The sequence below is a fragment of the Streptomyces sp. NPDC005402 genome, from assembly GCF_040606575.1.
Lineage (GTDB): Bacteria > Actinomycetota > Actinomycetes > Streptomycetales > Streptomycetaceae > Streptomyces.
Genome location: NZ_JBEXFB010000027.1, coordinates 59,122 through 83,033, shown reverse-complemented (window position 1 = coordinate 83,033; position 23,912 = coordinate 59,122). Strand labels below are relative to the sequence as shown.

At 71.2% G+C, this 23,912-nt stretch carries 23 protein-coding genes; 17 read left to right on the top strand and 6 right to left on the bottom strand.

Translation table 11 applies throughout. The features are described 5' to 3' along the window. Positions 1–64 precede the first annotated feature (64 nt). Complete coding sequence (locus tag ABZT02_RS37870) at positions 65–415, bottom strand: helix-turn-helix domain-containing protein (RefSeq protein ID WP_356026072.1); 351 nt, start codon at positions 413–415, stop codon at positions 65–67. Between the two features lie 126 nt (positions 416–541). Here ABZT02_RS37870 and ABZT02_RS37865 point away from each other — a divergent pair, with 126 nt between their 5' ends. After that, positions 542–1,261 carry an ANTAR domain-containing protein gene (locus ABZT02_RS37865; RefSeq protein ID WP_356026070.1) on the top strand — a complete coding sequence of 240 codons (720 nt, stop codon included), beginning with the start codon at positions 542–544 and terminating at the stop codon, positions 1,259–1,261. 108 nt (positions 1,262–1,369) lie between these two features. On the opposite strand, the gene meaB is transcribed toward ABZT02_RS37865, so the two are convergent. Genes meaB through ABZT02_RS37850 form a run of 3 tightly spaced genes read right to left on the bottom strand, consistent with a single transcriptional unit; the run spans position 1,370 to position 6,353 of the window. Beyond that, positions 1,370–2,356, bottom strand: a complete 987-nt coding sequence (gene meaB / locus ABZT02_RS37860) for a methylmalonyl Co-A mutase-associated GTPase MeaB (protein WP_356026067.1) — start codon at positions 2,354–2,356, stop codon at positions 1,370–1,372. Further along, on the bottom strand, positions 2,353–4,545 hold the full coding sequence (gene scpA, locus ABZT02_RS37855) for a methylmalonyl-CoA mutase (RefSeq protein WP_356026065.1): 2,193 nt from the start codon (positions 4,543–4,545) through the stop codon (positions 2,353–2,355). The genes meaB and scpA overlap by 4 nt, the downstream gene beginning before the upstream one ends. After that, positions 4,545–6,353 (bottom strand): methylmalonyl-CoA mutase subunit beta, encoded by a 1,809-nt coding sequence (locus ABZT02_RS37850; RefSeq protein ID WP_356026063.1) that lies wholly within the window; start codon positions 6,351–6,353, stop codon positions 4,545–4,547. Before ABZT02_RS37850 ends, scpA begins: the two co-directional genes overlap by 1 nt. Before the next feature lie 104 nt (positions 6,354–6,457). Here ABZT02_RS37850 and ABZT02_RS37845 point away from each other — a divergent pair, with 104 nt between their 5' ends. Then, positions 6,458–6,808 (top strand): DUF1801 domain-containing protein, encoded by a 351-nt coding sequence (locus ABZT02_RS37845; protein WP_356026060.1) that lies wholly within the window; start codon positions 6,458–6,460, stop codon positions 6,806–6,808. Here ABZT02_RS37845 and ABZT02_RS37840 read toward each other — a convergent pair. Beyond that, on the bottom strand, positions 6,805–8,184 hold the full coding sequence (locus ABZT02_RS37840) for a glutamate decarboxylase (protein ID WP_356026058.1): 1,380 nt from the start codon (positions 8,182–8,184) through the stop codon (positions 6,805–6,807). The two genes, ABZT02_RS37845 and ABZT02_RS37840, sit on opposite strands and share 4 nt — an antisense overlap. A gap of 243 nt (positions 8,185–8,427) precedes the next feature. Here ABZT02_RS37840 and ABZT02_RS37835 point away from each other — a divergent pair, with 243 nt between their 5' ends. Continuing rightward, the gene (locus tag ABZT02_RS37835; protein WP_356026056.1) at positions 8,428–8,871 is read left to right on the top strand and encodes a hypothetical protein; all 444 of its coding nucleotides are present in this window, start codon (positions 8,428–8,430) and stop codon (positions 8,869–8,871) included. An 83-nt stretch (positions 8,872–8,954) separates the two neighbouring features. On the opposite strand, the gene ABZT02_RS37830 is transcribed toward ABZT02_RS37835, so the two are convergent. After that, complete coding sequence (locus ABZT02_RS37830; protein ID WP_356026148.1) at positions 8,955–9,350, bottom strand: RidA family protein; 396 nt, start codon at positions 9,348–9,350, stop codon at positions 8,955–8,957. A 145-nt stretch (positions 9,351–9,495) separates the two neighbouring features. Between ABZT02_RS37830 and ABZT02_RS37825 the strand changes: the two genes are divergently transcribed. From ABZT02_RS37825 to hypF, 14 genes are all read left to right on the top strand, one after another. Then, positions 9,496–10,467 carry a WYL domain-containing protein gene (locus ABZT02_RS37825; protein ID WP_356026053.1) on the top strand — a complete coding sequence of 324 codons (972 nt, stop codon included), beginning with the start codon at positions 9,496–9,498 and terminating at the stop codon, positions 10,465–10,467. 259 nt (positions 10,468–10,726) lie between these two features. Further along, complete coding sequence (locus ABZT02_RS37820; protein WP_356026051.1) at positions 10,727–11,041, top strand: DUF6400 family protein; 315 nt, start codon at positions 10,727–10,729, stop codon at positions 11,039–11,041. Then, the gene (locus ABZT02_RS37815) at positions 11,028–11,285 is read left to right on the top strand and encodes a hypothetical protein (RefSeq protein ID WP_125189208.1); all 258 of its coding nucleotides are present in this window, start codon (positions 11,028–11,030) and stop codon (positions 11,283–11,285) included. Before ABZT02_RS37820 ends, ABZT02_RS37815 begins: the two co-directional genes overlap by 14 nt. Positions 11,286–11,479: 194 nt before the next feature. After that, positions 11,480–13,261: a hydrogenase maturation protein gene (locus tag ABZT02_RS37810; RefSeq protein WP_356026048.1), complete on the top strand. Its 1,782-nt coding sequence runs from the start codon at positions 11,480–11,482 to the stop codon at positions 13,259–13,261. A 63-nt stretch (positions 13,262–13,324) separates the two neighbouring features. Next, entirely contained in the window at positions 13,325–14,413 is a 1,089-nt protein-coding gene (locus ABZT02_RS37805; RefSeq protein ID WP_356026045.1) for a hydrogenase expression protein HypE, read from the top strand. A gap of 85 nt (positions 14,414–14,498) precedes the next feature. After that, positions 14,499–16,283, top strand: coding sequence for a nickel-dependent hydrogenase large subunit (locus ABZT02_RS37800; RefSeq protein ID WP_356026043.1), 1,785 nt, complete (start codon positions 14,499–14,501; stop codon positions 16,281–16,283). After that, a complete protein-coding gene (locus ABZT02_RS37795) occupies positions 16,280–16,798 on the top strand; it encodes a hypothetical protein (RefSeq protein WP_356026041.1) in 519 nt (172 codons plus the stop codon). The genes ABZT02_RS37800 and ABZT02_RS37795 overlap by 4 nt, the downstream gene beginning before the upstream one ends. Beyond that, entirely contained in the window at positions 16,795–17,436 is a 642-nt protein-coding gene (locus tag ABZT02_RS37790; RefSeq protein ID WP_356026039.1) for a DUF5947 family protein, read from the top strand. Before ABZT02_RS37795 ends, ABZT02_RS37790 begins: the two co-directional genes overlap by 4 nt. Next, a complete protein-coding gene (locus ABZT02_RS37785) occupies positions 17,433–18,116 on the top strand; it encodes a DUF6084 family protein (RefSeq protein ID WP_356026037.1) in 684 nt (227 codons plus the stop codon). The genes ABZT02_RS37790 and ABZT02_RS37785 overlap by 4 nt, the downstream gene beginning before the upstream one ends. After that, complete coding sequence (locus ABZT02_RS37780; protein WP_356026034.1) at positions 18,113–19,543, top strand: hypothetical protein; 1,431 nt, start codon at positions 18,113–18,115, stop codon at positions 19,541–19,543. The genes ABZT02_RS37785 and ABZT02_RS37780 overlap by 4 nt, the downstream gene beginning before the upstream one ends. Next, complete coding sequence (locus ABZT02_RS37775; protein ID WP_356026032.1) at positions 19,540–20,088, top strand: hydrogenase maturation protease; 549 nt, start codon at positions 19,540–19,542, stop codon at positions 20,086–20,088. The genes ABZT02_RS37780 and ABZT02_RS37775 overlap by 4 nt, the downstream gene beginning before the upstream one ends. 261 nt (positions 20,089–20,349) lie before the next feature. Further along, positions 20,350–20,751, top strand: coding sequence for a hydrogenase maturation nickel metallochaperone HypA (locus tag ABZT02_RS37770; protein ID WP_356026029.1), 402 nt, complete (start codon positions 20,350–20,352; stop codon positions 20,749–20,751). A gap of 3 nt (positions 20,752–20,754) precedes the next feature. Continuing rightward, positions 20,755–21,504: a hydrogenase nickel incorporation protein HypB gene (hypB, locus tag ABZT02_RS37765; protein ID WP_356026027.1), complete on the top strand. Its 750-nt coding sequence runs from the start codon at positions 20,755–20,757 to the stop codon at positions 21,502–21,504. Continuing rightward, positions 21,501–23,888, top strand: a complete 2,388-nt coding sequence (gene hypF / locus ABZT02_RS37760; protein WP_356026025.1) for a carbamoyltransferase HypF — start codon at positions 21,501–21,503, stop codon at positions 23,886–23,888. Before hypB ends, hypF begins: the two co-directional genes overlap by 4 nt. Positions 23,889–23,912: the final 24 nt, after the last annotated feature.

Below are 23,912 nucleotides of genomic sequence, written 5' to 3'. Positions count from 1 at the left end.
CACGGGGTGGTGGAGCGGGGGCGCGACGCTGCGCGGGCCGGGGAGGTTCCGTTCGCTGCGCGTGTCAGGCCCGGGTGGGCCGCCGGCTGTCGGGAAGCGGGAGCGGGGTGCGGTCGGCCTCGTCCTGGACGAGCAGGGACAGCAGCGACGCCACCGTCAGGCCGGCCTCGGCGGGATGACGTAGCACCTTGCCCGGGTCGATGCGGTAGGTGTTGGTGCGCCCCGCCCGCACGTGCGAGAGGTAGCCGTCCTGCTCCAGGTCCGCAATGATCTTCTGCACGGCGCGTTCGGTGAGCCGGCAGTGCGCGGCGATGTCACGGATCCGGGTGCTGGGGTTGTCGGCGATCGCGGCCAGCACCCTCGCATGGTTCGTGACGAACGTCCATCCGGTGTGAGACTCGGGCACTCCATCCATGGCAGCAGTCTAGCGACCACGTATTCACGCATTCAAAAACCTGAACTTCATTTCGTGTATTGGTTGACGTATGTTGGCGGGGACGGGGAATCTGAGGGAGAGGCCGAGCACATGAGGGAGAGGGCCATGCCGAAACCTGCGCACTCGGCGCAGCCCCTCGTCACCCTGGACGGGCGCCCGCCGTGTCTGGCCACGATCGAAGCCGTGGTGACCGGGGAACGGGCTGTCGTCACCTGCCGCGGTGAGTTCGACATGGGAGCCCAGGAGCTCTGGTCCGAGCTCTACGCCGTCCTTGACCGCTCGGCCACCGGGGTGGACCTGGATCTCGACGAGGTCAGGTTCTGTGACTGCGCCGGCCTCAACGTCCTGCTCGCCCTGCGCCGGGAGGCCCTCGACCAGGGCAAGACGGTCACTGTCCGGGCCTGCAGTCCGACCGTCGCCCGCCTGCTCGACCTGACCGGGGCCCGGGAGTTGTTCGTGACCGAGCATGCTGGAAGTCCCGCCGGTTCGCAGACCCCGGGCGCCGAGCCCGTCCCCGTCGAGGAGGAACTGCCCGAGCCCGTGGACGTCGACCAGGAGCTGCGCCTGGAGGTCGACCAGCTGCGCCGGGCGATGCGGACCCGGCCGGCCATCGACGTGGCCCGCGGGATCGTCATGGCCTCCTTCGGACTGAGCGCGGAGGACGCCTGGACGGTGCTCGTCACCGCCTCCCAGAACACCAACACCAAACTGCACCACCTCGCCCAGGACCTGATGGGCGCCGTCCACGGAACCCCGGTGCCGCAGGAGGTGCAACAGCAGATGGCGGCGGCGGTCGCCAAGGTGCGGGAGGCGGGGCCGGAGTAGCGGGACCTGGCCTTCGCCGGCCGCGTGCACTCCGGTGGCCCTGCCGTGCTTCGGCGAGAGCTTCTTCGGCCGTCGCCGTCGCCCGTCTCGTCGCGTACCCGCGGTCGGTCAGTCGCTCGCCGTGCCGCCGAACGCCTCGAGGATCCGCTCGGCGGCCAGCGTGGCCGTCAACCGGCCGTCCCTGACCTGCTGTTCGAGCTCCGGGGCCAGGGACTGGACGGCCGGGCTGGCGTGCAGCCGGCCGAGCAGCTCGTCCCGGACCATCGCCCACGCCCAACCGACCTGCTGGTCCCGCCGTTTGGCGGTGAGCCGCCCCGTGGAGTCGAGAAGCGTCCGGTGTTGTTCCAGGCGCTCCCAGACCACGTCCAGGCCGGTCGCCTCGCGGGCGCTGCAACTGAGCACCGGCGGAGTCCAGAAGGCGTCCTTGCCGTGCATGAGCCGCAGGGCGCCCGCCAGTTCACGGGCGGCCGCGCGGGCGTCGCGCTCGTGCGGGCCGTCCGCCTTGTTGACCGCGATCACGTCGGCGAGTTCCAGGACACCCTTCTTGATGCCCTGGAGCTGGTCGCCGGTTCGGGCCAGGCTCAGCAGCAGGAAGGAGTCGACCATGTCGGCGACCGCGGTCTCCGACTGCCCGACGCCGACGGTCTCGACCAGGATCACGTCGTAGCCGGCGGCCTCCATCACGACCATCGACTCCCGGGTCGCCTTGGCCACCCCGCCGAGCGTGCCCGCGCTGGGGGAGGGCCGTACGAAGGCGGCCGGGTCGACCGCCAGGCGTTCCATGCGGGTCTTGTCGCCGAGGATCGAGCCCCCGGTACGCGTGGAGGACGGGTCCACCGCGAGCACCGCCACCCGGTGCCCCAGCGAGGTCAGCATCGTGCCGAACGCGTCGATGAACGTCGACTTCCCCACGCCCGGCACCCCGCTGACCCCGATCCGTCGCGCCCGGCCGCTGTGCGGGAGCAGCTCGGTGAGCAACTCCTGGGCCAGTGACCGGTGTCGCGGGTGGGTGGACTCGACGAGGGTGATGGCGCGGGCGACGATCGCCCGCTTGCCGTCGAGGACACCCTTCACATACGCGTCGAGATCGATCACTGCCCGTGCCCGAGGTCGGCCGACAGACGCTCCACCAGGTCGTGGGCCGCGTCCGGGATCACCGTCCCCGGCGGGAACACGGCGGCCGCGCCCATCTCCAGCAGGGTCGGTACGTCCTGTGGCGGGATCACCCCGCCCACCACGATCATGATGTCCTCCCGGCCCTCCTCGGCCAGCGCCTCGCGCAGCGCCGGTACGAGGGTGAGGTGACCGGCCGCCAGGGACGAGACGCCGACGATGTGCACGTCCGCCTCCACGGCCTGACGGGCCACCTCGCCCGGGGTCTGGAACAGCGGGCCGACGTCGACGTCGAAGCCCAGGTCGGCGAAGGCGGTGGCGATCACCTTCTGGCCGCGGTCGTGGCCGTCCTGGCCCATCTTGGCGACCAGGATGCGCGGCCGGCGGCCCTCGGCCCCCTCGAAGGTGTCCACCAGCGCGCGGGTGCGGTCCACGTTCTCGGACTCCCCTGCCTCGTTGCGGTACACGCCGGAGATCGTACGGATCTGGCTCGCGTGCCGGCCGTAGACCTTCTCCAGGGCGTCGGAGATCTCGCCGACGGTGGCCTTCGCGCGGGCCGCGTGCACGGCCAGCTCCAGGAGGTTGCCGTCGCCGTCCGCGGCCCGGGTCAGCGCGTCCAGCGCGTCCCGGCACGCGGTCTCGTCCCGCTCCGCCCGCAGCCGCCGCAGCTTCTCGATCTGCTGGGTGCGCACGGAGGAGTTGTCGACCTTGAGGACGTCGATCGCCTCGTCGGTCTCGACCCGGTACTTGTTGACGCCGATCACCGGCTGGCGTCCGGAGTCGATGCGGGCCTGCGTGCGGGCCGCGGCCTCCTCGATGCGCAACTTGGGGATGCCGGCGTCGATCGCCTTGGCCATGCCGCCCGCCGCCTCCACCTCCTGGATGTGCTGCCAGGCCCTGCGGGCGAGGTCGTACGTCAGCTTCTCCACGTACGCGCTGCCGCCCCACGGGTCGATGACCCGGGTCGTGCCCGACTCCTGCTGGATCAGCAGCTGGGTGTTGCGGGCGATACGCGCCGAGAAATCGGTGGGCAACGCCAGTGCCTCGTCCAGGGCGTTGGTGTGCAGCGACTGGGTGTGGCCCTGCGTCGCCGCCATCGCCTCGACACACGTGCGCGTGACGTTGTTGAACACGTCCTGCGCCGTCAGCGACCAGCCGGAGGTCTGCGAATGGGTGCGCAGGGAAAGGGACTTGGCGTTCTGCGGGTCGAACTGCCGGACCAGCTTGGCCCACAGCAGACGCGCCGCCCGCAGCTTGGCGATCTCCATGAAGAAGTTCATGCCGATCGCCCAGAAGAAGGACAGCCGGGGCGCGAACGCGTCCACGTCCAGACCGACTTCGCGTCCCGCGCGGATGTACTCGACACCGTCCGCGAGCGTGTACGCCAGCTCCAGGTCGGCCGTCGCACCCGCCTCCTGGATGTGGTAGCCGGAGATGGAAATCGAGTTGTAGCGGGGCATCCGCTGCGAGGTGAAGGCGAAGATGTCGGAGATGATCCGCATCGACGGCTTCGGCGGATAGATGTAGGTGTTGCGGACCATGAACTCCTTGAGGATGTCGTTCTGAATGGTCCCGGCCAACTTCTCGGGCGGTACGCCCTGTTCCTCCGCCGCCACGATGTAGAGCGCCAGCACCGGCAGCACGGCGCCGTTCATCGTCATCGACACCGACATCTTGTCCAGCGGGATGCCGTCGAACAGCTGCCGCATGTCGTAGATCGAGTCGATCGCCACGCCCGCCATGCCGACGTCACCGGTCACGCGCGGGTGGTCGCTGTCGTAACCGCGGTGGGTGGGCAGGTCGAAGGCGACCGACAGACCCTTCTGGCCGGCCGCGAGGTTGCGGCGGTAGAAGGCGTTGGACTCCTCGGCGGTGGAGAAACCCGCGTACTGGCGGATCGTCCAGGGCTGGTTGACGTACATCGTCGGGTACGGCCCGCGCAGGTACGGGGCCACCCCCGGGTACGTCTCCAGGAAGTCCAGGCCCTCCAGGTCGGCGCCGGTGTAGAGCGGCTTGACGTCGATGCCCTCCGGCGTCTCCCAGACCGGCTCGGCGCCCTGCGTGGCCTGCTTCACGGCCGTACGCCACTCGTCGGCGCCGCCGTCCGTGGCCGGGGTCCCCAGCTCGATCCCGGTGAAGTCGGGGACGGAAGGGCCGGCGGAGGCGGTCATCAGGACACTCCCATGCGGTCGAGGGTGGCGGTGAGCACGGCGACGGCGTCGCAGCCCGCGAAGACGTAGGAGTCCACACCGGAGTACTCGCCGGGCCGCCCCGCGAGGAACACGTGCCGCGCACCTGCCGACTTGAGGGCCTGTACGACGTCGTCGGCCCGCTCCTCGTACAGCGCGTCGCTGGAGCACAGGCAGACCTCGGTGGCGCCGCTCTCCTCGAAGGTGCCCTCGGTGACCGGCTCGATGCCGCCGGCCTGGAAGAGGTTCGCGGCGAACGTCAGGCGCGCGGTGTGGGCGGCGGCGGGGCCGAGCGCGGCCAGGAAGACCCGCGGCCGGGATCCGGTCGCCGCGAGGTGGGCGTCGGAGCGGGCGCGCAGCTCCTCGTACGCCTCGTCGCGCCGCACGCGCGGCAGACCGCCGGTACGGGGCTCGGGCGCGGGGGCGCGCTCCACGGGCTTCTCGCCGAGGTGCGGGAACTCGCTGACACCGGTGATGGGCTCGCGTCGGGTGGCGAGCTTCTTGGAGCGCTGCGCCCACGTCGTCGCCAGGTCGGTGCGGAGCCGGCCGGAGCGCAGGACGGCCGCCTGGCCGCCGTCGCGTTCGATCGTCCGGAAGAACCGCCAGGCGGCCTCGGCGAGTTCGTCGGTCAGCCGCTCCACGTACCAGGAGCCGCCCGCCGGGTCGATCACCCGGGACAGGTGCGACTCCTCGACCAGGATCGTCGAGGTGTTGCGCGCGACGCGGCGCGCGAACGCGTCCGGCAGGCCGAGCGCGTGGTCGAAGGGCAGCACGGTGACGGCCTCGGCGCCGCCGACCCCGGCGGCCAGGGTGGCGATCGTCGCGCGCAGCATGTTCACCCACGGGTCACGGCGGGTCATCATCATCGGCGACACCACGGCGTGCTGCGCCTGCGCACCGGCACCGGGCGCCCCGCACACCTCGGCGACCCGCGCCCACAGCCGGCGCGCGGCCCGCAGCTTGGCGATCGTCAGGAACTGGTCGGCGGTCGCCGCGTACCGGAACTCCAGTTGCGCACAGGCCTGTTCGACGCTCAGCCCGGCCTCGGTCAGCCCACGCAGATAGGCGACACCGGTGGCGATCGAGGCGCCCAGCTCCTGCGCGGCCGAACCGCCCGCCTCGTGGTACGGCAGCGCGTCCACGGTCAGCGCCCGCAGCCCCGGGTACTCCTCGGCGCACCTCTGCGCGAGCGGGACGACCGGCGCGAAGTCCAACGCCTCGCCGGTACGGGCCTCGTGGCCCAGCGGGTCGGCGCCGAGGTTGCCGCGCGCGGCCGTGCCGTCGATGCCGCGCTCGGCGTACAGCCGCAGCAACTCCTGTGCGGCCGGGACGACTTGGCTGCCCGCGTCGAGAACGATCGGCGCGAGGTCGAGGTAGACACCGTCGAGGACCCTGCCGAGCGACGCGACCGGGATGCCGCCGTCGCCCGCGACGAGCCACAGCGAGGTGACGCCGTTCTCCAGGTCCGTGAGCACCGCGGCGTTGTCGGCCACCGCGTGGCGCTGCCGTACGTCCCAGCCGCCGGTGGTGTTCCCCTCGGCGCGGGCGCCGCGCACAAAGGGCGCGAAGCCGGGGAATCCGGGGTCGGGCGCGGCATCGTGCGCGGTGTACAGAGGGCGGGTGCGCAGCCCGTCCTCGAGCGCGGTGGACAGGGCGTCCTCCGCTGCCGCGCCGGAGACTTCCTTGCCCGACTTGCGCAGGACACCCGCCACCAGGCTGTGCCACTGATCAAGGTTCGCGTCAGGGAACTCGGCGGCCAGCGAGAGCCCGTCGTCAGGCAGGACCGTCATGCTCGGATGCTAGGCCAGATGGCCAAAGGAGCAGCAGAGGGCACGGCTGTGACCTTGCCCGCAACGACACTGTGACGCCGGTCTCCCCTGTACAAATAGGGCGTATGAACGCCGAAGCGCAGACCTACATCGACGCGATCGCCCCCGAGCACCGTCCGCTCTTCGACCGGGTGCACCGGCTGATCCTGGCGGCGTACCCCGAGGCGGACGTCGTGCTGGCCTACGGGATGCCGACCTACCGCGTCGGTGCCCGCGGGCTGCACGTGGGCGTGTGGCGGCACGGCGTCTCGCTGTACGGCTGGGACCAGGACGCGGGCGCGGACCTCCTCGCCCGGCACCCGGAGCTCCTCAGCGGAAGGGGCACCATCCGGCTGCGGTCCCAGGAGGCGCTGGACGTCACCGACGAGGAGCTGGGCGCTCTCGTCCGTGCCTCGCTGGGACCGGAGGGGTCCTAGCGGGGCGGAGACGACAGGCGGTCGGTGTGCAGGCGCCTGGTGACCTCGGTCAGGTCGGCGATGAACATGCCGGCGAGTTCGGCGGTGAAACCGGTGCGGACCACCAGACGCAGGACGGAGACGTCCTGGCAGGGCGCCGGGAAGGTGTACGCCGGCAGGTGCCAGCCGCGGGCGCGCATGGCCTGGGAGACGTCGAACACCGTGAGCCCCTCGGTGCCGGGCGTGAGGCGGAAGGCGAACGCGGGCAGGTCGGAGCCGTCCGTGACCAGCTCGTAGGGGCCGATCGCCCGGATCCGCGCGGCGAGCGCACGGGCCGTCGTACGGTTGCGGGCCGCCAGGTTGCGCAGTCCCTCGAAGCCGTACCGCAGGAAGCTGTAGTACTGCGCGACGACGTGCGCGCCCGGACGGGAGAAGTTGAGGGTGAAGCTGGGGGAACTGCCGCCGAGGTAGTCCACCTCGAAGACCAGGTCGTCGGGGAGGGCCTCGGCGTCACGCCACAGGGCCCAGCCGAGCCCGGGGAAGACGTGCCCGTACTTGTGGCCCGAGGTGTTGATGGACGCGACGCGTTCGAGCTGGAAGTCCCACATCAGACCCGGGTCGAGGAACGGGGCCACCATGGCGCCGGACGCGCCGTCGACATGCACGGGGATGTCGGTGCCGGTGGCCGCCTGATAGCCGTCCAGGGCCAGGCAGATGTCCGCCACGGGTTCGTAGGAGCCGTCGAACGTGGAGCCGAGGACGGTGACGACACCGATGGTGTTGTCGTCGCAGTGGGCGGTGAGCGTGTCGGGCGTGAGGTGGTAGCGGCCCGACTCCATCGGGACGTGACGCGGCTCCACCTCGAAGTAGTTGGCGAACTTCTTCCAGCACACCTGGACGTTCGAGCCCATCACCAGGTTCGGGCGCGCGGTGTCCTTGCCCTGGGCGCGCCGGCGGGCCTGCCAGCGCCGCTTGAGCGCGAGCCCGCCGAGCATCGCCGCCTCGCTGGAACCGGTGGTCGAACAGCCGCGGACCTGCTCGGGGCGGGGCGCGTGCCAGAGCCGGGCGAGCATCCGCACACAGCGCTCCTCCATCGCGGTGATCTGCGGGTACTCCGCCCGGTCCGCGAGGTTCTTCTCCGCCGTCTCCGCCATCAACTCCCGCGCCTGCGGCTCCATCCACGTGGTCACGAAGGTGGCGAGGTTGAGCCGGGCGTTGCCGTCGAGCATCAGCTCGTCACGCACCCGACGGCAGACCGCGTCGGGCTCCGACATCGACGCGGGCAACTCGTCGACCGGAAGCAGGAGGGGATCGGCGGGCGGGTGGCCGGGGCCGGGTGCGGAGGTCGGGGTGTCGAACTCGATGGCGGGCATGACGTCGGTGTGCGGGATGGGCATGAGTGACTCGATGCCTTTCTGGCTCGTGCGGCCCCGTGCACTCCGACGCTAGATCCCCGCAGGGACCGGCATTTGTGCCGATTACACCGATCCAGCGACGCGTTTGCGCACTGATGAACCGGATTTTCCCTTGTACATACTGACGCCCCGACAGGACGCCCTCCCGGGCGAACCCGCCCTCCCGTGAGCCGTCGCGCCATGGAACGCTTAGTGGGCGGGCCGTCCGCCGGAAGGAGTCGAACCGTGGTCGAGTGGGTGTCCCTGCGTGCCGGTGCGCGGCCCGTACCCGAGCCGGCGTCCACGGCGCTGGTCTGGTTCGCGGCCTTCGGCGGCGCGCTTCTGCTCGTGGCTTCGGTGAACGCGGTCATCGGCCCGGGCCGGCCCGCGCTCGCTCTCGCCGTCCTGTCCGTTCTCGCCTCCCTGCTCGGGTGGTGCGCCCGCTTCACGGCGGCTCCCGGTACGGCGGTGCTGTGCTGGCTCTTCCTCAACGGCTTCGCCATCCCGCCCGCCGGCACCCTCAGCTGGTCCGTGCGGCGCGACGCCTTCTGGCTCTCCTGTCTGCTCGCCGCCGCTCTCGCCGGTACGGCCCTGGCCCGCCTCGGCCACGCACGCGCCGCCTACCGACGCCTTCCCGTCACGAGCACCACGGCACCCACCGACCGCGGCGGCGACGCGCACCGCGGATGACCGGCGCCCGGTGAAACGGTCCGGGAACGTACCGCTGCCCGTGCCGGTCCGACCGGCACGGGCAGCTCAGGCGGCGAGTCGCCTCACGCGACGGCGGTCCCCTCGAGCTCGACCATCTGGCCGGGAATCGCCAGCCGTGTCACTTGGAGCATCGTGGTCGCCGGTGCCACCCCGGCCGCGGCCAACCGTGACGCCAGCACGCCGTAGTGCGGGAACAGCAGATCGACGTCCGTGGTGTAGACGTTGAGCCGGACGAGGTGCGCGAGGGACATGCCCGCCTCGCCGAGCACGGCCTCCAGGTTGTCGAGGCTCAGCGCCAACTGCGCGGCCATGTCACCTTCATGCCGGGGTCTGCCGTCGTCGCCCATCGCGGTCTGTCCGGAGCAGTACAGCGTCCGGGTGTGCCCGGAGACGATCTCACCCTGGTTGAAGCCCATCTCCAGCGACCATGTCACCGGGTTGACCGCCGTTCGTTCCACTGCCACATCAGTTCCATTCGATTCGTCGGGAGTGCGTAGGTCCGTGCGTACGTCCATCGGCGCGGTGGCCGCCGCCGATGTCCGTGCCGACCACCCTTCCGGCACATCACGACACCCTCGGTCATGTATTCGATAGGGTCTCCGGGTGCGCGCCGATCGGTTGGTCTCGCTGGTGCTGCTGCTGCGTCAGCGCGGTCGGCTGACCGCGGCCACGCTGGCCCGCGAGCTGGAGGTGTCCACCCGTACGGTGCTGCGCGACATCGAGGCGCTGTCCGCGGCCGGTGTCCCGGTCTATGCCGAACGCGGCCGACACGGCGGGTTCGCCCTGTTGCCCGGTTTCCGGACCGAGCTCACGGGACTGAACCACGACGAGACCCTGGCCCTGCTGACCGCTGGATTGGGGCGCGGTGAGCAGGCGTTCGGCCTCGGCCCGGCGCTCGCCTCGGCCCTGCGCAAGGTGGTCGACGCGCTGCCCGAGAGCCATCTGGCCACCGCGAGCGACGCGGCCCGGCGGTTCCTCGTCGAGCCGGAGACCGACCTGCTCTCCCGTCGACCGGTCACCGAGAAGGTGCCCGGCACCACGATGAGCGAGATCCGGCGCGCGGTGCTCGCCGGGCACCGGCTGCGCATCCACTACGCGGCCACCGACCAGACGCCGCGGTGGCGCACCGTGGACCCGATCGGCCTGGTCACCGTACGCGAGCGTGGCTACTTACTGGCCACGAGATCGGGCGCGGACCGTACGTACCGGCTGTCGCGGGTGCTGGCCGCCGAGGGACTCCCCGAACCGGCCCAGCGGCCCGACCGGGTCGACCTGGACCGGGTCTGGTGGGAACGCTGCGCGCGGTTCCTGTCCGAGGACCACATCGCCGTGCAGGTACGGGTGAACCCGGAGCGGCGAGAGGACCTGCTGACCAGCGCCGTGGCCCTTCGCACCGCCGAACCCGACGCGGACGGTTGGCTACGGCTGGAGGTGACGTTCCAGGACCTGCGACACGCCGAGTGGGCGCTGTGGCAGCTCGGCACGGACGCGGAAGCCCTGACACCGCAAGCGTTGCGCACGTCCCTGCACGACCGCGCCACCGCGTTTGCCGCCCGCTACGGGAAGTCGTTCTGAGAGTCGGCCGGGCGCGGGCTCCGGAGCCGGTGGCAGCCGGGGCCGCGTCGGCTCAGGCCGGTGATGTGTGAGGGATCAGCCGAGATCCTCGTGAAGTCGTGTCCGGATCTTGATCTCGAACCCGATATAGGGGGCCTCAGCAAAGTGTTGACGTGTTCCGGCGGGATCGGGCCGACCTCCGCAGCGGGGGCGCGGGCCTGCTGTGACTTCTCCCACCTGCTCTTGCCGGGGCGAGAAGCGCTTGCCTACGTTCGGTCCCATGTCCTCCCATGGCCGCGCCCTTCCAGGCGAACCGGACGAAACCGCCGCGGAAAGCATGCCCGCGACGGACCGACCCGACTCGCTCCCGACGGTCGACCTGGACGTCGACCTGAGCTCACATGAACTGCTCCGGCGCGCTCATGTCCTGGACGCTCTCGGCCCCGACTGGGACCCCGTCGCCGTGCTGCGCGGTGAGGAAGCGGCGTATGAGCTGCTGTATTCCGGCCTCAGCGCGGAGCAACAGCGCGTGTACGACGAGCTGGTCTCGGCCGGTGTGCTGCCTCGGAGAGGGGGCAGCGATGCTGCCGCTTGACCCGCAGGCGGACATCGGGCGGCGCGCCTGGGTGGCCTGCCCGAACTGCGACGACCATCGCGGGTGCGCCACCTGCGAGCAGGGGCGCACCTGTTCCGAGCACTGGCGCTACCTGCTTTCCCACGTCGGCAGCCTGCTTCACCTGCAGTGCCGGTCCTGCACCCACATCTGGGCACACGAGACCCACTTCGGTGCCACCCGCTCCCGGTGGGAGCGCATGACCAGCGGCCTGCGACGCATGTGAGCACTTACCGCGGCCGGCTCGGTGAGCCGGACCGTCGGTGCGGCCGTCGGCCGTGGCCAGTGAGGCCGGACGGCGGATCGGCGCCCGCTTTCGGATGATCCGACCGCCTGTCGTCGGGAACGGCAGGCCGCCTTGCCCGAGGATCGCGTCCGGCGGCCATCCCTGCCTGCCGTTCGTCCGTCCCGGAGGCAGCCGTGCACATCCTGCTACTGGCCAGTGCGTTCAACAGCCTCACCCAGCGTGTCCACGCGGAGCTGCGCGACCGTGGCCACACCGTGGCGGTGGAACTCGCCCTGCCCGGCAGCCCGTTGCCCGAAACCGTGCGGCGGCATGCACCGCAGCTCATCGTGGCGCCGATGCTGAAGACGGCGATTCCCGAGGAGGTATGGGCGGCGCACACCTGCCTCATCGTCCATCCGGGGCCCGTGGGCGACCGCGGTCCCTCCTCCCTGGACTGGGCGATTCACGAGGGCGTCGACCAGTGGGGCGTCACCGTCCTGCAGGCCGACGGGGAGATGGACGCCGGTGACGTGTGGGCCTGTGTACCGTGCCGGGTCCCTCCGGTTCCCAAGAGCGAGCTGTACCGGGGCGAGATCGCCGACGCCGCGCTCGAGGCCGTCATGCTCGCGGTGGAGCGCTTCGCGGAGGGAACCCACGTACCACGCAAGCAGGACGTGGCACGCACGGCCGACGCCCGTCTGCGCCCCCGCCCCTACCTCGACCAGAGCGTCCGGCGGATCGACTGGGCCGAGGACTCCACACAGGACGTCCTGCGCAAGCTGAGAGCGGCGGACTCGCAGCCCGGTGTGCTGGACGTCCTGCTCGGCCGTGAGTGGTATCTGCACGGCGGTCATCCCGAGAGCGTGCTGCGCGGTCGCCCGGGCGAGCTGCTGGCCACCAGGGCCGGGGCGGTGTGCCGGGCCACCAAGGACGGCGCCGTGTGGATCCCCGAGCTGCGCCCCCGGCGCGTGCCCGGGCAGCCGCCCACGTTCAAACTGCCTGCCGTGCGGGCACTGGGCGACCTGCTGCCGCCCTTGCCCGATCAGGCCCTGCCCCTGCTGCCCGAGGTACGGCACCGTACCTGGACGGACATCCGATACCGGGAGCACGGGAACGTCGGGTTCCTCTCGTTCTCCTTCCCCGGCGGCGCCATGAGCGCGGGGCAGTGCCGACGTTTGCTGGACGCCTACCGGGAAGCGTGCGAGCGGCCCACGTCCGTACTGGTGCTGGGCGGCGAACGGGACTTCTTCTCCAACGGGATCCACCTGGGCGTCATCGAGGCCGCGGACGACCCCGCTGCCGAGTCCTGGGCGAACATCAACGCCATCGACGATCTGGTCGAGGCTGTCCTGACGACGACGGACCGACTGGTGGTCGCGGCGGTCGCGGGCAACGCCGCTGCGGGCGGGGTGATGCTCGCTCTGGCGGCAGACGAGGTGTGGTGCCGCTCGGGCACCGTGCTGAACCCTCACTACCGCCTGATGGGCTTGTACGGCTCCGAGTACTGGACGTACACCCTGCCCCGCAGGGTGGGGCCCGCGACGGCGGAACGGCTCATGCGTGAGGCTCTGCCGGTGAGCTCGGCGGGCGCACTGCGCCTCGGGCTCGTCGACCGGGTGGTCGACTGTGCTCCTGAGGAGTTCGCGCAGGAGGTCGGTGGCCTGGCGGCGCGTCTGGCGGCACTGCCGGCGACGGCGTCACGGGTCACCGCGAAGAAGACGGAGCTGGACCGGCTGGAGAGCGTGACCCCGCTGGCCGGCTTCCGCGAGCAGGAGCTGGCCCGCATGCGCCGGACCTTCGACGACCCGGACGCCCCGTACCACTCGCTGCGTCGTTCCTTCGTCCACAAGGAGCGGCCGGCGTGCACCCCGCCGCATCTCGGTCCCGCCCAGGTTGCGCAAACCAGTCCGACCCCCTCCGCCCCGGATGTCACCGGAACGGCCCTCAATGGCGTCTCATCACGACCGAACGGCTGATACGAAGAGACGGAATGGTAGAAATCTGGGCTTTCATCCCTTACCTCCCCAGGAGGCGGTCCCATGACTGAGGCGACGCCGGACACGGTCGGCGCTACGGACGCAAGCGGCGCGCCCGCCGACGAGACACCCACGATCCATATTCTCTGGATCAACGCGGGCCTGAGCTGCGACGGTGACTCGGTCGCGTTGACCGCGGCCATGCAGCCCAGCATCGAGGAGATCGTGCTCGGTGTGCTGCCGGGCCTTCCGAAGATCGCCGTCCACTGGCCGCTCATCGACTTCGAGTGCGGTCCGGTCGGCGGCTCGGACACGTTCATCGAGTGGTTCTTCAAGGGGGAGCGGGGCGAGATCGACCCGTTCGTCCTGGTGGTCGAGGGCTCCATCCCCAACGAGGCGATCAAGCCGGAGGGCTATTGGTGCGGCTTCGGCGACAACCCGGAGACCGGCCAGCCGATCACCACCAGCGAGTGGATCGACCGGCTCGCCCCGAAGGCACTGGCGGTCGTCGCCATCGGCACCTGCGCCACCTACGGCGGCATCCACGCCATGGCGGGCAACCCGACCGGCGCGATGGGCGTGCCCGACTACCTCGGCTGGGACTGGAAGTCCCACGCGGGCATCCCCATCGTGTGCGTCCCCGGCTGTCCGATCCAGCCCGACAACTTCTCCGAGACGCTCACCTACCTGCTCTACCAGGCGACCGGCGCCGCCCCGATGATCCCGCTGGACGACAAGCTGCGCCCGACCTGGCTGTTCGGGGCCACCGTGCACGAGGGCTGCGACCGCGCGGGCTACTACGAGCAGGGCCAGTTCGCCCTGTCGTACGACTCGCCGACGTGCCTGGTCAAGCTCGGCTGCTGGGGCCCGGTCGTCAAGTGCAACGTGCCCAAGCGCGGCTGGATGAACGGGATCGGCGGCTGCCCCAACGTCGGTGGCATCTGCATCGCCTGCACCATGCCCGGCTTCCCCGACAAGTTCATGCCGTTCATGGACGAACCCCCCGGCGCCAAGGTGTCGAGCAACGCCAGCGGAGCGTACGGCGCCGTGGTCCGCAAGCTGCGGTCGATCACGGCCAAGACGGTGGACAAGGAACCCAAGTGGCGCCGTACCGGAGACAGGATCACCACCGGATACCGACCCCCGTGGTGAGCGTCCGCCGCAGAGATCCGCTCCCCGTTCTCGTGCATGCACCCCCCACCCGAACCTCCCGCGCAACGAAGGGCACGGCACACAGATGGCACCGACGACGAAGGCGGCCGACGACGGCAGCGGCCTGGTGGAGATGGCCTGGGACCCGATCACCCGGATCGTGGGCAGCCTGGGCATCCACACGAAGATCGACTTCAAGCAGAAGCGAGTCGCCGAGTGCTACAGCACCTCGTCGGTCTTCCGCGGCTACAGCGTCTTCATGCGCGGCAAGGACCCCCGCGACGCCCACTTCATCACCAGCCGCATCTGCGGCATCTGCGGTGACAACCACGCCACCTGCTCGGTGTACGCCCAGAACATGGCGTACGGCGTGAAGCCCCCGCACCTCGCCGAGTGGATCATCAACCTCGGCGAGTCCGCGGAGTACATGTTCGACCACAACATCTTCCAGGAGAACCTGGTCGGGGTCGACTACTGCGAGAAGATGGTCAAGGAGACCAACCCCGGCGTCCTCGAACTCGCCGAGCGCACCGAGGCCCCGCACGCCGCGGAGCACGGCTACCGCACGATCGCCGACATCATGCGCTCGCTCAACCCCCTGGAGGGCGAGTTCTACCGCGAGGCCCTCCAGGTCAGCCGCTACACGCGCGAGATGTTCTGCCTGATGGAGGGCCGCCATGTGCACCCCTCCACGCTCTATCCGGGCGGCGTCGGAACCATCGCCTCCGTGCAGCTCTTCACCGACTACCTCAGTCGGCTGATGCGCTACGTGGAGTTCATGAAGCGCGTCGTGCCCCTTCACGACGACCTGTTCGACTTCTTCTACGAGGCGCTGCCCGGGTACGAGGAAGTGGGCCGCCGACGTGTCCTGCTCGGCTGCTGGGGCGCGCTCAACGACCCCGAGTACTGCGACTTCACCTACGCCAACATGACCGACTGGGGCCGGCGCATGTTCGTCACCCCCGGCATCATCGTGGACGGCAAGCTCGTCACCAACGACCTCACCGAGATCAACCTCGGCATCCGCATCCTGCTGGGCAGCTCCTACTACGAGGACTGGCAGGGCCAGGAACAGTTCGTCACCCACGACCCGCTCGGCAACCCGGTGGACCCGCGCCACCCGTGGAACCAGCACACCATCCCCACCCCGCAGAAGCGGAACTTCGACGACAAGTACAGCTGGGTCATGTCCCCGCGCTGGTTCGACGGCAAGGACCACCTCGCCCTGGACACCGGTGGCGGCCCCATCGCCCGCCTGTGGTCGACCGCCCTGTCCGGTCTCGTCGACATCGGGTACGTCAAGGCCACCGGCCACAGCGTGGTCATCAACCTGCCCCGCACCATGACCAAGCCGGAGACCACCTTCGAGTGGAAGATCCCGAAGTGGTCCAACGCGCTGGAGCGCAACCGCGCCCGCACGTACTTCCAGGCGTACGCCGCCGCCGTCGCCCTGCACTGCGCGGAGAAGGGACTGGCGGAGGTCCGCGCCGGACGCACCCAGACCTGGGAGAAGTTCGAGGTTCCGGACGAGAGCATCGGCGTCGGCTTCACCGAGGCGGTCCGCGGTGTCCTCTCCCACCACATGGTGATCCGGGACGGCAAGATCGCCAACTACCACCCGTACCCGCCGACCCCCTGGAACGCCAGCGTCCGGGATACCTACGGCACGCCCGGCCCGTACGAGGACGCCGTGCAGAACACGCCCATCTTCGAGGAGAACACGCCGGAGAACTTCAAGGGCATCGACATCATGCGCGCCGTCCGCAGCTTCGACCCCTGTCTGCCCTGTGGCGTCCACATGTACGTAGGCGGCGGCAAGACGGTGAAGTCGATGCACGTGCCCACCGGCCTGAGCGGACTGGGCGGATGAGCGCGGTCAGCTCCACGGAGCAGACCGGGCGCCGGGTCGAGGAGGTCCTCGACAGGCTGGCCGAGAGCGGCGACCCGGCCGCCGCCGCGGCGGCGGAGGAACTCGTCCGGTCCCTCATGGACTTCTACGGTGCCGGCCTGGCCCGCATGCTCCACCTGCTGTCCGCCGCTCCCGGCGAACTCCCGGCGGGACTGCTCGGTGACGAACTGGTCGCGAGCCTGCTCGTCCTGCACGACCTGCACCCCGAGGACCGCGACACCCGCATCGCCCGCGCCCTCGACGGTGTCCCGGAACACACCCTGGAGGTGGTGGGCTTCGACGAGGAGAGCGGCACCCTGACGGTGCGGGCCCGGGAGGCCGGCGGCTGCGGTTGCGGCTCCGGCACGGGTGCCCGGGAGGCCGCGGAGGCAGCGCTCGCCTGCTTCGCACCGGAGGTCAGAGCGGTCGACGTACAGACCGCCCCGGCGGGGCCGACGCTCCTCCAGATCGGCACGGCACCGACGGGGGCCCGATGACAGCGTCCCCGGCGACGCGCCCGCCCGGCCTGCGGAGGTTCCTCACCGAGAAGCCTCCGCAGCCCGAACGGTGTGAGCTGTGCGCCGTGGCGGTGGAGGCGGGCCACCGTCATCTCGTCGACACCGAGAAACGCGCCCTCGTCTGCGCCTGCCCACCGTGCGCGCTGCTGATGGAGCAGCCGGGCGCCGCCGCTGGCCGCTTCCGTACAGTCCCGGCCCGCTACCTCACCGACCCCGGACACCGCCTCGACGAGAGCGCGTGGGAGGCGCTGCAGATCCCGGTCGGCGTCGCCTTCCTCTTCCGCAACGCGGCGCTCGACCGGCTGGTCGCCCTCTACCCGAGCCCGGCCGGAGCCACCGAGAGCGAACTCGACCCGGCCACGTGGACGGACATCCTCGGCGGCAGCCGCCTCGCCGAACTGCTCGAACCCGACGTGGAGGCGCTGCTGCTGCGCCGCACCGACGGCCGCTTCGAGTGCCACCTCGTACCCATCGACATCTGCTACGAACTCGTCGGCCGTATGCGCCTGTTGTGGCAGGGCTTCGACGGTGGAGCCGAAGCCCGCGCCGCGCTGGACGCGTTCTTCGCAAACGTCGCGCGACGCGTCCGGCCCCTGGGCGAGGTGGGTCACCCGTGACCGCGTTCTCCTTCGCCTGCACCGGCGTTCGCGCCGACCGGTACGCCGCCGGACCGACCCTCGTCTTCCGGCTGCGCGTCACCGCCGCCGACAACGCGCGCGTGCACGCCCTCGCGTTGCGCTGTCAGATCCGCATCGAGCCCGCCCGCCGCGGTTACGCGCCCGCCGAGGCGGACGGTCTCGCGGACCTCTTCGGCGAGCGCTCACGCTGGGGCAGCACCCTCCAGCCGGTGCAGTTCGCCCAGGTCTCGGTCATGGTCCCGAGCTTCACCGGAGAGATCGAGACCGACCTCGTCGTTCCCTGCACCTACGACATGGAGATCGCCGCCACCCGCTACCTCACCGCCCTCACCGACGGCGAGGTCCCCCTGCTGATGCTCTTCTCCGGTACGGCGTTCACCGGAACCGGCGGCTTCCAGGTGGAGCCCGTCCCGTGGGACCGCGAGGCGGCCTTCCGGATGCCCGTCACCGCCTGGCGGGAGATGGTCGAGCAGCACTTCCCCGGCTGCGGCTGGATCAGGCTGCCCCGCGACACCATGGACGCCCTCCTCGCCTACCGCTCCCGGCACGCCCTTCCCTCCTGGGAGGCGACCGTCGCGGCGCTGCTGGAGGGTGCCGACCCGCCCGCGCACGACCCGCTGCGCGCCCTCACCGCCACCACCGGAAGGACCGAGCCGTGACCGTGACCGCGTTCGCCCCCGAGACCGAGGAGCGCTTCGCTCTCGCCCGGCAGGTGGCCGACGCCGTCCTCTTCGAGGGCTATGTGCTCTACCCGTACCGCGCCTCGGCGGCCAAGAACCGGCTGCGCTGGCAGTTCGGGGTGCTCGTGCCACCCGGCTGGGGCACCGAGTGCGAGGAGCACGACTTCCAGCACACCGAATGCCTGATGGAACCGAAGGCGGGGGCGACCCTCTCGGTCGAGGTGCGCTTCCTGCACGCCCGAAGGCGCACGGTGCAGCGGGCCCGTCCGGACGGCGGCTTCGACACGGTGCCCGAACTCCGCCTCGACGACCGGGTGTTGGTGCCCTGGGACGAGGGAAGCGAGGAGCGCGTCGAGGTGGTCGCGTCGGTCGACGACCTCCTCGGCGACGGCGTCACGTACCCCTTCCGACTCCCCGCCCGCGAGGACACCGAGCCGGTCCTGGACGAGGCCGGCCGCACCGTCGGCCGACTGGTCCGGCGCTGCGAAGAGATCAGCGGGACGGTACGGCTCTCCGCCCTCGACCTCGACGGTCCTTACCAGGCCATGCGGCTGACCGCCGTCATCGAGAACACCAGCGACTGGACACCCTCCGAGGGCCGCGGAGTGGACCGGGAGGCGGCGTTGCCGCACTCCCTGGTGGCCACCCACCTCCTCATGGCCCTCAGCTCCGGCTCCTTCCTGTCGATGACCGATCCCCCTGAGTGGGCGAAGGGCGCGGTGGCTGGCTGCCGCAACCTGCACACCTGGCCCGTACTCGCGGGCGAAGCCGGCCGTGCGGACCTCGTGCTGTCCTCGCCGATCATCCTGGAGGACCATCCGGCCATCGCGCCGGAGAGTCCCGGCGCGCTCTACGACGCCACGGAGATCGACGAGATCCTCGCGCTGCGCACCGCGGCCCTCACCGACGAGGAGAAACGCGAGGCCCGGGGCACCGACGAGCGGGCGGCCGCCGTGATCGAACTGGCGGACTCGATGCCGGCCGAGGTTCTGGAGCGGTTGCACGGGGCGGTGCGGAGCCTGCGCGAGGTGACCGGTCCCGGCCCCGCCGCCCCGGACGGCGGCTTCCCCGACGAATACGGGGTGATGCGGCAGGACACCCCCTGGTGGGACCCCGCGAGCGACGCGGGCTTCGACCCCGAGCGGGACCGGGTGGTCGTGGACGGCCGGTCGGTGGGCAAGGGCAGCCGCGTCGAGTTGCGTCCGGGGGCGCGGCGCACCGACGCGCAGGACATCTTCCTGCGGGGCCGCACCGCGAAGGTCGAAGGGGTGCTGCACGACGTGGACGGCGGGGTGCACCTGGCGGTCACCGTCGAGGGCGACCCGGGCGCCGACGTCCGCCGCGAGCAGGGACGGTTCCTGTACTTCCAGCCCGACGAGGTCACACCGCTGGAGGACGACGTATGAACCTTCCCCCACCGCCTGGTCCAAGGACGCTCGTGGCGGGCATCGGCAATGTCTTCCTCGGAGACGACGGCTTCGGTGTGGAGACCGCCCGCCGGCTCGCCGAGCACGACCTGCCCGGACACATCGAGGTCGTGGACATCGGGGTGCGCGGGGTGCACCTCGCCTATCAGCTGCTGGACGGCTACGACACCCTCGTTCTCGTGGACGCCACGGCACGCGGCGAAGCCCCCGGCACGCTGTACGTGATCGAACACGACATCGGCGGCAGCCCTTCGCCCCCCGCGGCCACACTGGACGGCCACCGGATGACCCCCGACGCCGTCCTGGCGCTGCTGGGCACCCTGTGCGCCGGGACCGGCGGCGAGCCACCACGCCGCGTCCTGGTCGTGGGATGCGAACCGGCCTCGGTGGACGAGGGCATCGGTCTCAGCCCGCCGGTGTCCGACGCCGTACCCGAGGCCGTCCGGCTGATCGAAAGGCTGCTGAGGCACGGGGAGCCGGGAGAGTCCGCGCCGCGGGCCACGGCCGGTGGGATCTCGACATGAGGAGAGACGGGATGAAGAAGATCGTCATCGGCGGAGCGGCCCTCGCCGCCCTGATCGCTGTCGTCGCCGAGGTGCTTCCCGACGTCCGGCGCTACCTACGGATCCGACGGATGTGAACCGTGGGAGCCACCGGTGTGCCGCGCGGTTGCGTCGAACGGCGTACCCGCCGGCCGGCCACGGCGTGCCGGGCCGTGCGACCCGGCCGCGCGCGCCTCTAATGAAGGCCGACCGGAGGCAGCCGCGGACGGAAGGACGGCAACCATGCACGAGATGTCCATCGCGCTGGCCGTCGTCGACCAGGTGGAAGAGGCCGCCGCACGGGCCAAAGGCGTCACGGTGGTGCGATCGGTACGGCTCCAGGTGGGCGAACTGGCCGGCGTCGTACCCGACGCACTCGCCTTCTCCTTCGAACTGGCCTGCGCCGGAACCCTGCTGGAAGGCGCCGAACTGATCACGGAAGCGGTGCCGGGGTGGGCCCGCTGCACCCCCTGCGTACACGAATGGGCCGTCGGCATGCCGCCCCGGCTGACCTGCCCCGCGTGCGGCGGTACGCAGACCGACCTGCTCGCGGGCCGGGAACTGCAGATCCTCGACGTGCACTGGGAGGACGGCCTCGGCCCCGCGCACACGCCCACCCGCGAACCGATCCCCGAGGAGCGCTGAACCATGTGTCGTGTCGTCGACCTGCGGCAGGCCGTACTCGCGAAGAACGACGCGAGCGCCCACGAACTGCGCGCCCACCTCGCGGCTCGAGGCATCGCGGTCGTCAACCTGCTGTCGAGTCCGGGCAGCGGCAAGACCGCGCTGCTGGAGCGCGAACTGCTGCGGGCACGGGAGCGAGGCGTTCCCGTCGCGGCACTGAGCGCCGATCTGGCCACCGAGAACGACGCGGCCCGGCTGGCGCGTTCGGGGGTTCCCGTCAAGCAGGTACTCACCGACGGGCTGTGCCATCTGGAGGCGGGGATGCTCGCCGGGCACCTGGACGGGTGGCTGCCCGACGACACCCGGTTGCTGTTCGTGGAGAACGTCGGCAACCTGGTCTGCCCGGCCTCCTACGACCTGGGGGAGACCCTGAGGGTCACCCTCGCCTCCGTGACGGAGGGCGAGGACAAGCCACTCAAGTATCCCACCGCCTTCGGCCTCGCCCACCTCGTGGTGGTCACCAAGACCGACATCGCGGAGGCCGTCGAGTTCGACGAGGCGGCGTTCCGCGCGAATGTGCAGCAGGTCAACCCCGGAGTCGAGGTGGTCCTGACTTCGGCACGTCGGGGACAGGGAGTCGGCGCGCTGCTCGACCGGGCGCTGGCCGCCATCGACGGCACACCTGTCCACTCGCCGGTCATGACCCGGCAGCCTCATCACCACACTCACCCGCACCCGGAGGCCACCGGCACCATGGCCCGCACCCACTCGTGAGCGGTCCGCAGGTTCCGACCGCCGTCGCCGAGAAGACTCCACGACGTCGCCGGGTCACCGTCCGGGGAGTGGTACAGGGCGTTGGCTTCAGGCCCTACCTCTACGGCCTTGCCACCGAACTCGCCCTGGCCGGACACGTGACCAACACCCCGGAGGGCGTCGTCGCGGAGGTCGAGGGCAACGCCTCGGCCGTGGCCCGGTTCTGCGACCTGATCGCCGCCCAGGCGCCGCCGCTGGCCCGCGTGGAGTCCGTCCACCACCGGGAGATGCCTCCCGTCGGCGGCACCGCGTTCACCATCCTCACCTCGCGCACCGGCGGACCGGCCCGCACCCTGGTCTCCCCCGACTCCGCCACCTGCGCCGACTGCCTCGCCGAGTTGGCCGACCCGGCGGACCGGCGCCACCGGCACCCGTTCGTCAACTGCACGCACTGCGGCCCGCGCTTCACGATCGTCACCGGCGTGCCGTACGACCGGGCGAACACCACCATGGCCGGCTTCACGATGTGCGCCGACTGCGCCCGGGAGTACGCGGATCCGGCCGACCGCCGGTTCCACGCGCAGCCGGTCGCCTGCCCGGCCTGCGGGCCCCGCCTGCGGCTGGTCCTCGCCCAGGAGGCACGGATCGGGAATGTCGAGGGGGCGGACCCGCTCACCGACGCCCGCGCGCTGCTGACGCGGGGCGCGATCCTCGCCGTGAAGGGCCTGGGCGGCTACCACCTGGCCTGCGATGCCTCGAACCAGGATGCGGTCGCCCTGCTGCGCCGGCGAAAGGCGCGCGGGGACAAGCCGTTCGCCGTCATGGCCAAGACCGCGGACGACGTCCGTCACCTCGTCCGGCTGAGCCCGGCGGAGCGGCGCCTGCTCGAAGGCCGTGCCAGGCCGGTCGTCCTGGTGAGGAGGCGTCCGCACGCCGGCGGGGATCCCCGGCCCGCCGAGGCCGTGGCACCCGGCAGTCCCGACCTCGGCCTGATGCTGCCCTACACGCCCGTGCACCATCTGCTGCTCGGTCTGCCCGGCGACCCGGACGGCCCCAGGCTGCTCGTCATGACCAGCGGCAACCTGTCCGGTGAGCCCATCGTCACCGACGACGACGAGGCGCTGGAGCGACTCGGGCACCTGGCCGACGCCTGGCTCACGCACGACCGGCCGATCCACGTCCCGTGCGACGACTCCGTGGTCCGCGTCTGCGACGGGGAGCCACTGGTGGTCCGCCGCTCGCGTGGCTACGCCCCGTTGCCGGTCTCCCTCCCACTGCCCGTGCGTCCGGCCCTCGCCGTCGGCGGCGACCTGAAGAACGCCTTCTGTCTCGGGACGGACCGGCAGGCCTGGCTGTCGGCGCACATCGGCGACATGGACGACGTAGGCACACAGAGGGTCTTCGAGCGCGCGGTGGCGCAGTTGGAGTCCATTACCGGGGTGCGCCCCGAGACCCTGGTCTCCGACCGGCATCCTGGCTACCGCTCCGCCGGATGGGCCGACCGGAACGCGGCGCACCGGCCCGTCGTACGCGTCCAGCACCATCACGCGCACATCGCCGCCGCCATGGCCGAGCACGGACTGGACGGCACCCGGCCGGTGATCGGCGTCGCCTTCGACGGCACCGGCCATGGCGATGACGGCGCCGTGTGGGGCGGGGAGTTCCTGGTCGCGGACTACGACCGCTTCACCCGGTTCGGACATCTCGCGTATGTTCCACTGCCCGGTGGTGACGCCGCGGTGCGCCGGCCGTACCGCATGGCGCTGGCCCATCTGAGGGCGGCCGGGATCGACTGGTCCGACGACCTCGCCTGTACGACCGCCTGCCCGCCCGACGAACTCCAGGTCCTGGAACGGCAGTTGGACCGCGGCCTGAACTGTGTCCCCACGTCGAGCATGGGCCGGCTCTTCGACGCGGTGTCTTCTCTCGCCGGGGTGTGCCACCTGGCCGGGTACGAGGCACAGGCCGCCGTCGAACTGGAGGGGGCGGCCCTGCACGCACCGGCTGACGACACCACCGCGTACGCCTTCGCGCTGCACGCGTCGGAGGAGAACCGGGACGGCGTCGTACGGGCCGATGCGGCACCCGTACTCGCGGCGATCGTCGGCGACCTGCGCGTGGGTGTCGAGCCGGCCCTGGTCGCCGCGCGCTTCCACCGGGGCGTGACCGGCCTGGTGCACCGGATGTGCGCGCGGGCGCGAGAGCGGCACGGGCTGGACTCTGTCGTCCTGACGGGAGGCGTGTTCGCCAACACGCTGCTCTCCTCGGCCTGTGCCGCCACCCTGCGCGAGGACGGCTTCACGGTCCTGCGGCACCACCTGGTGCCGCCCAACGACGGTGGCCTGGCGCTGGGCCAACTGATGGTGGCCGCCCGCGCCACTCCCACACTCACTCCCACCGACTGAGCAAACGCGCGACCCACAGCGAGG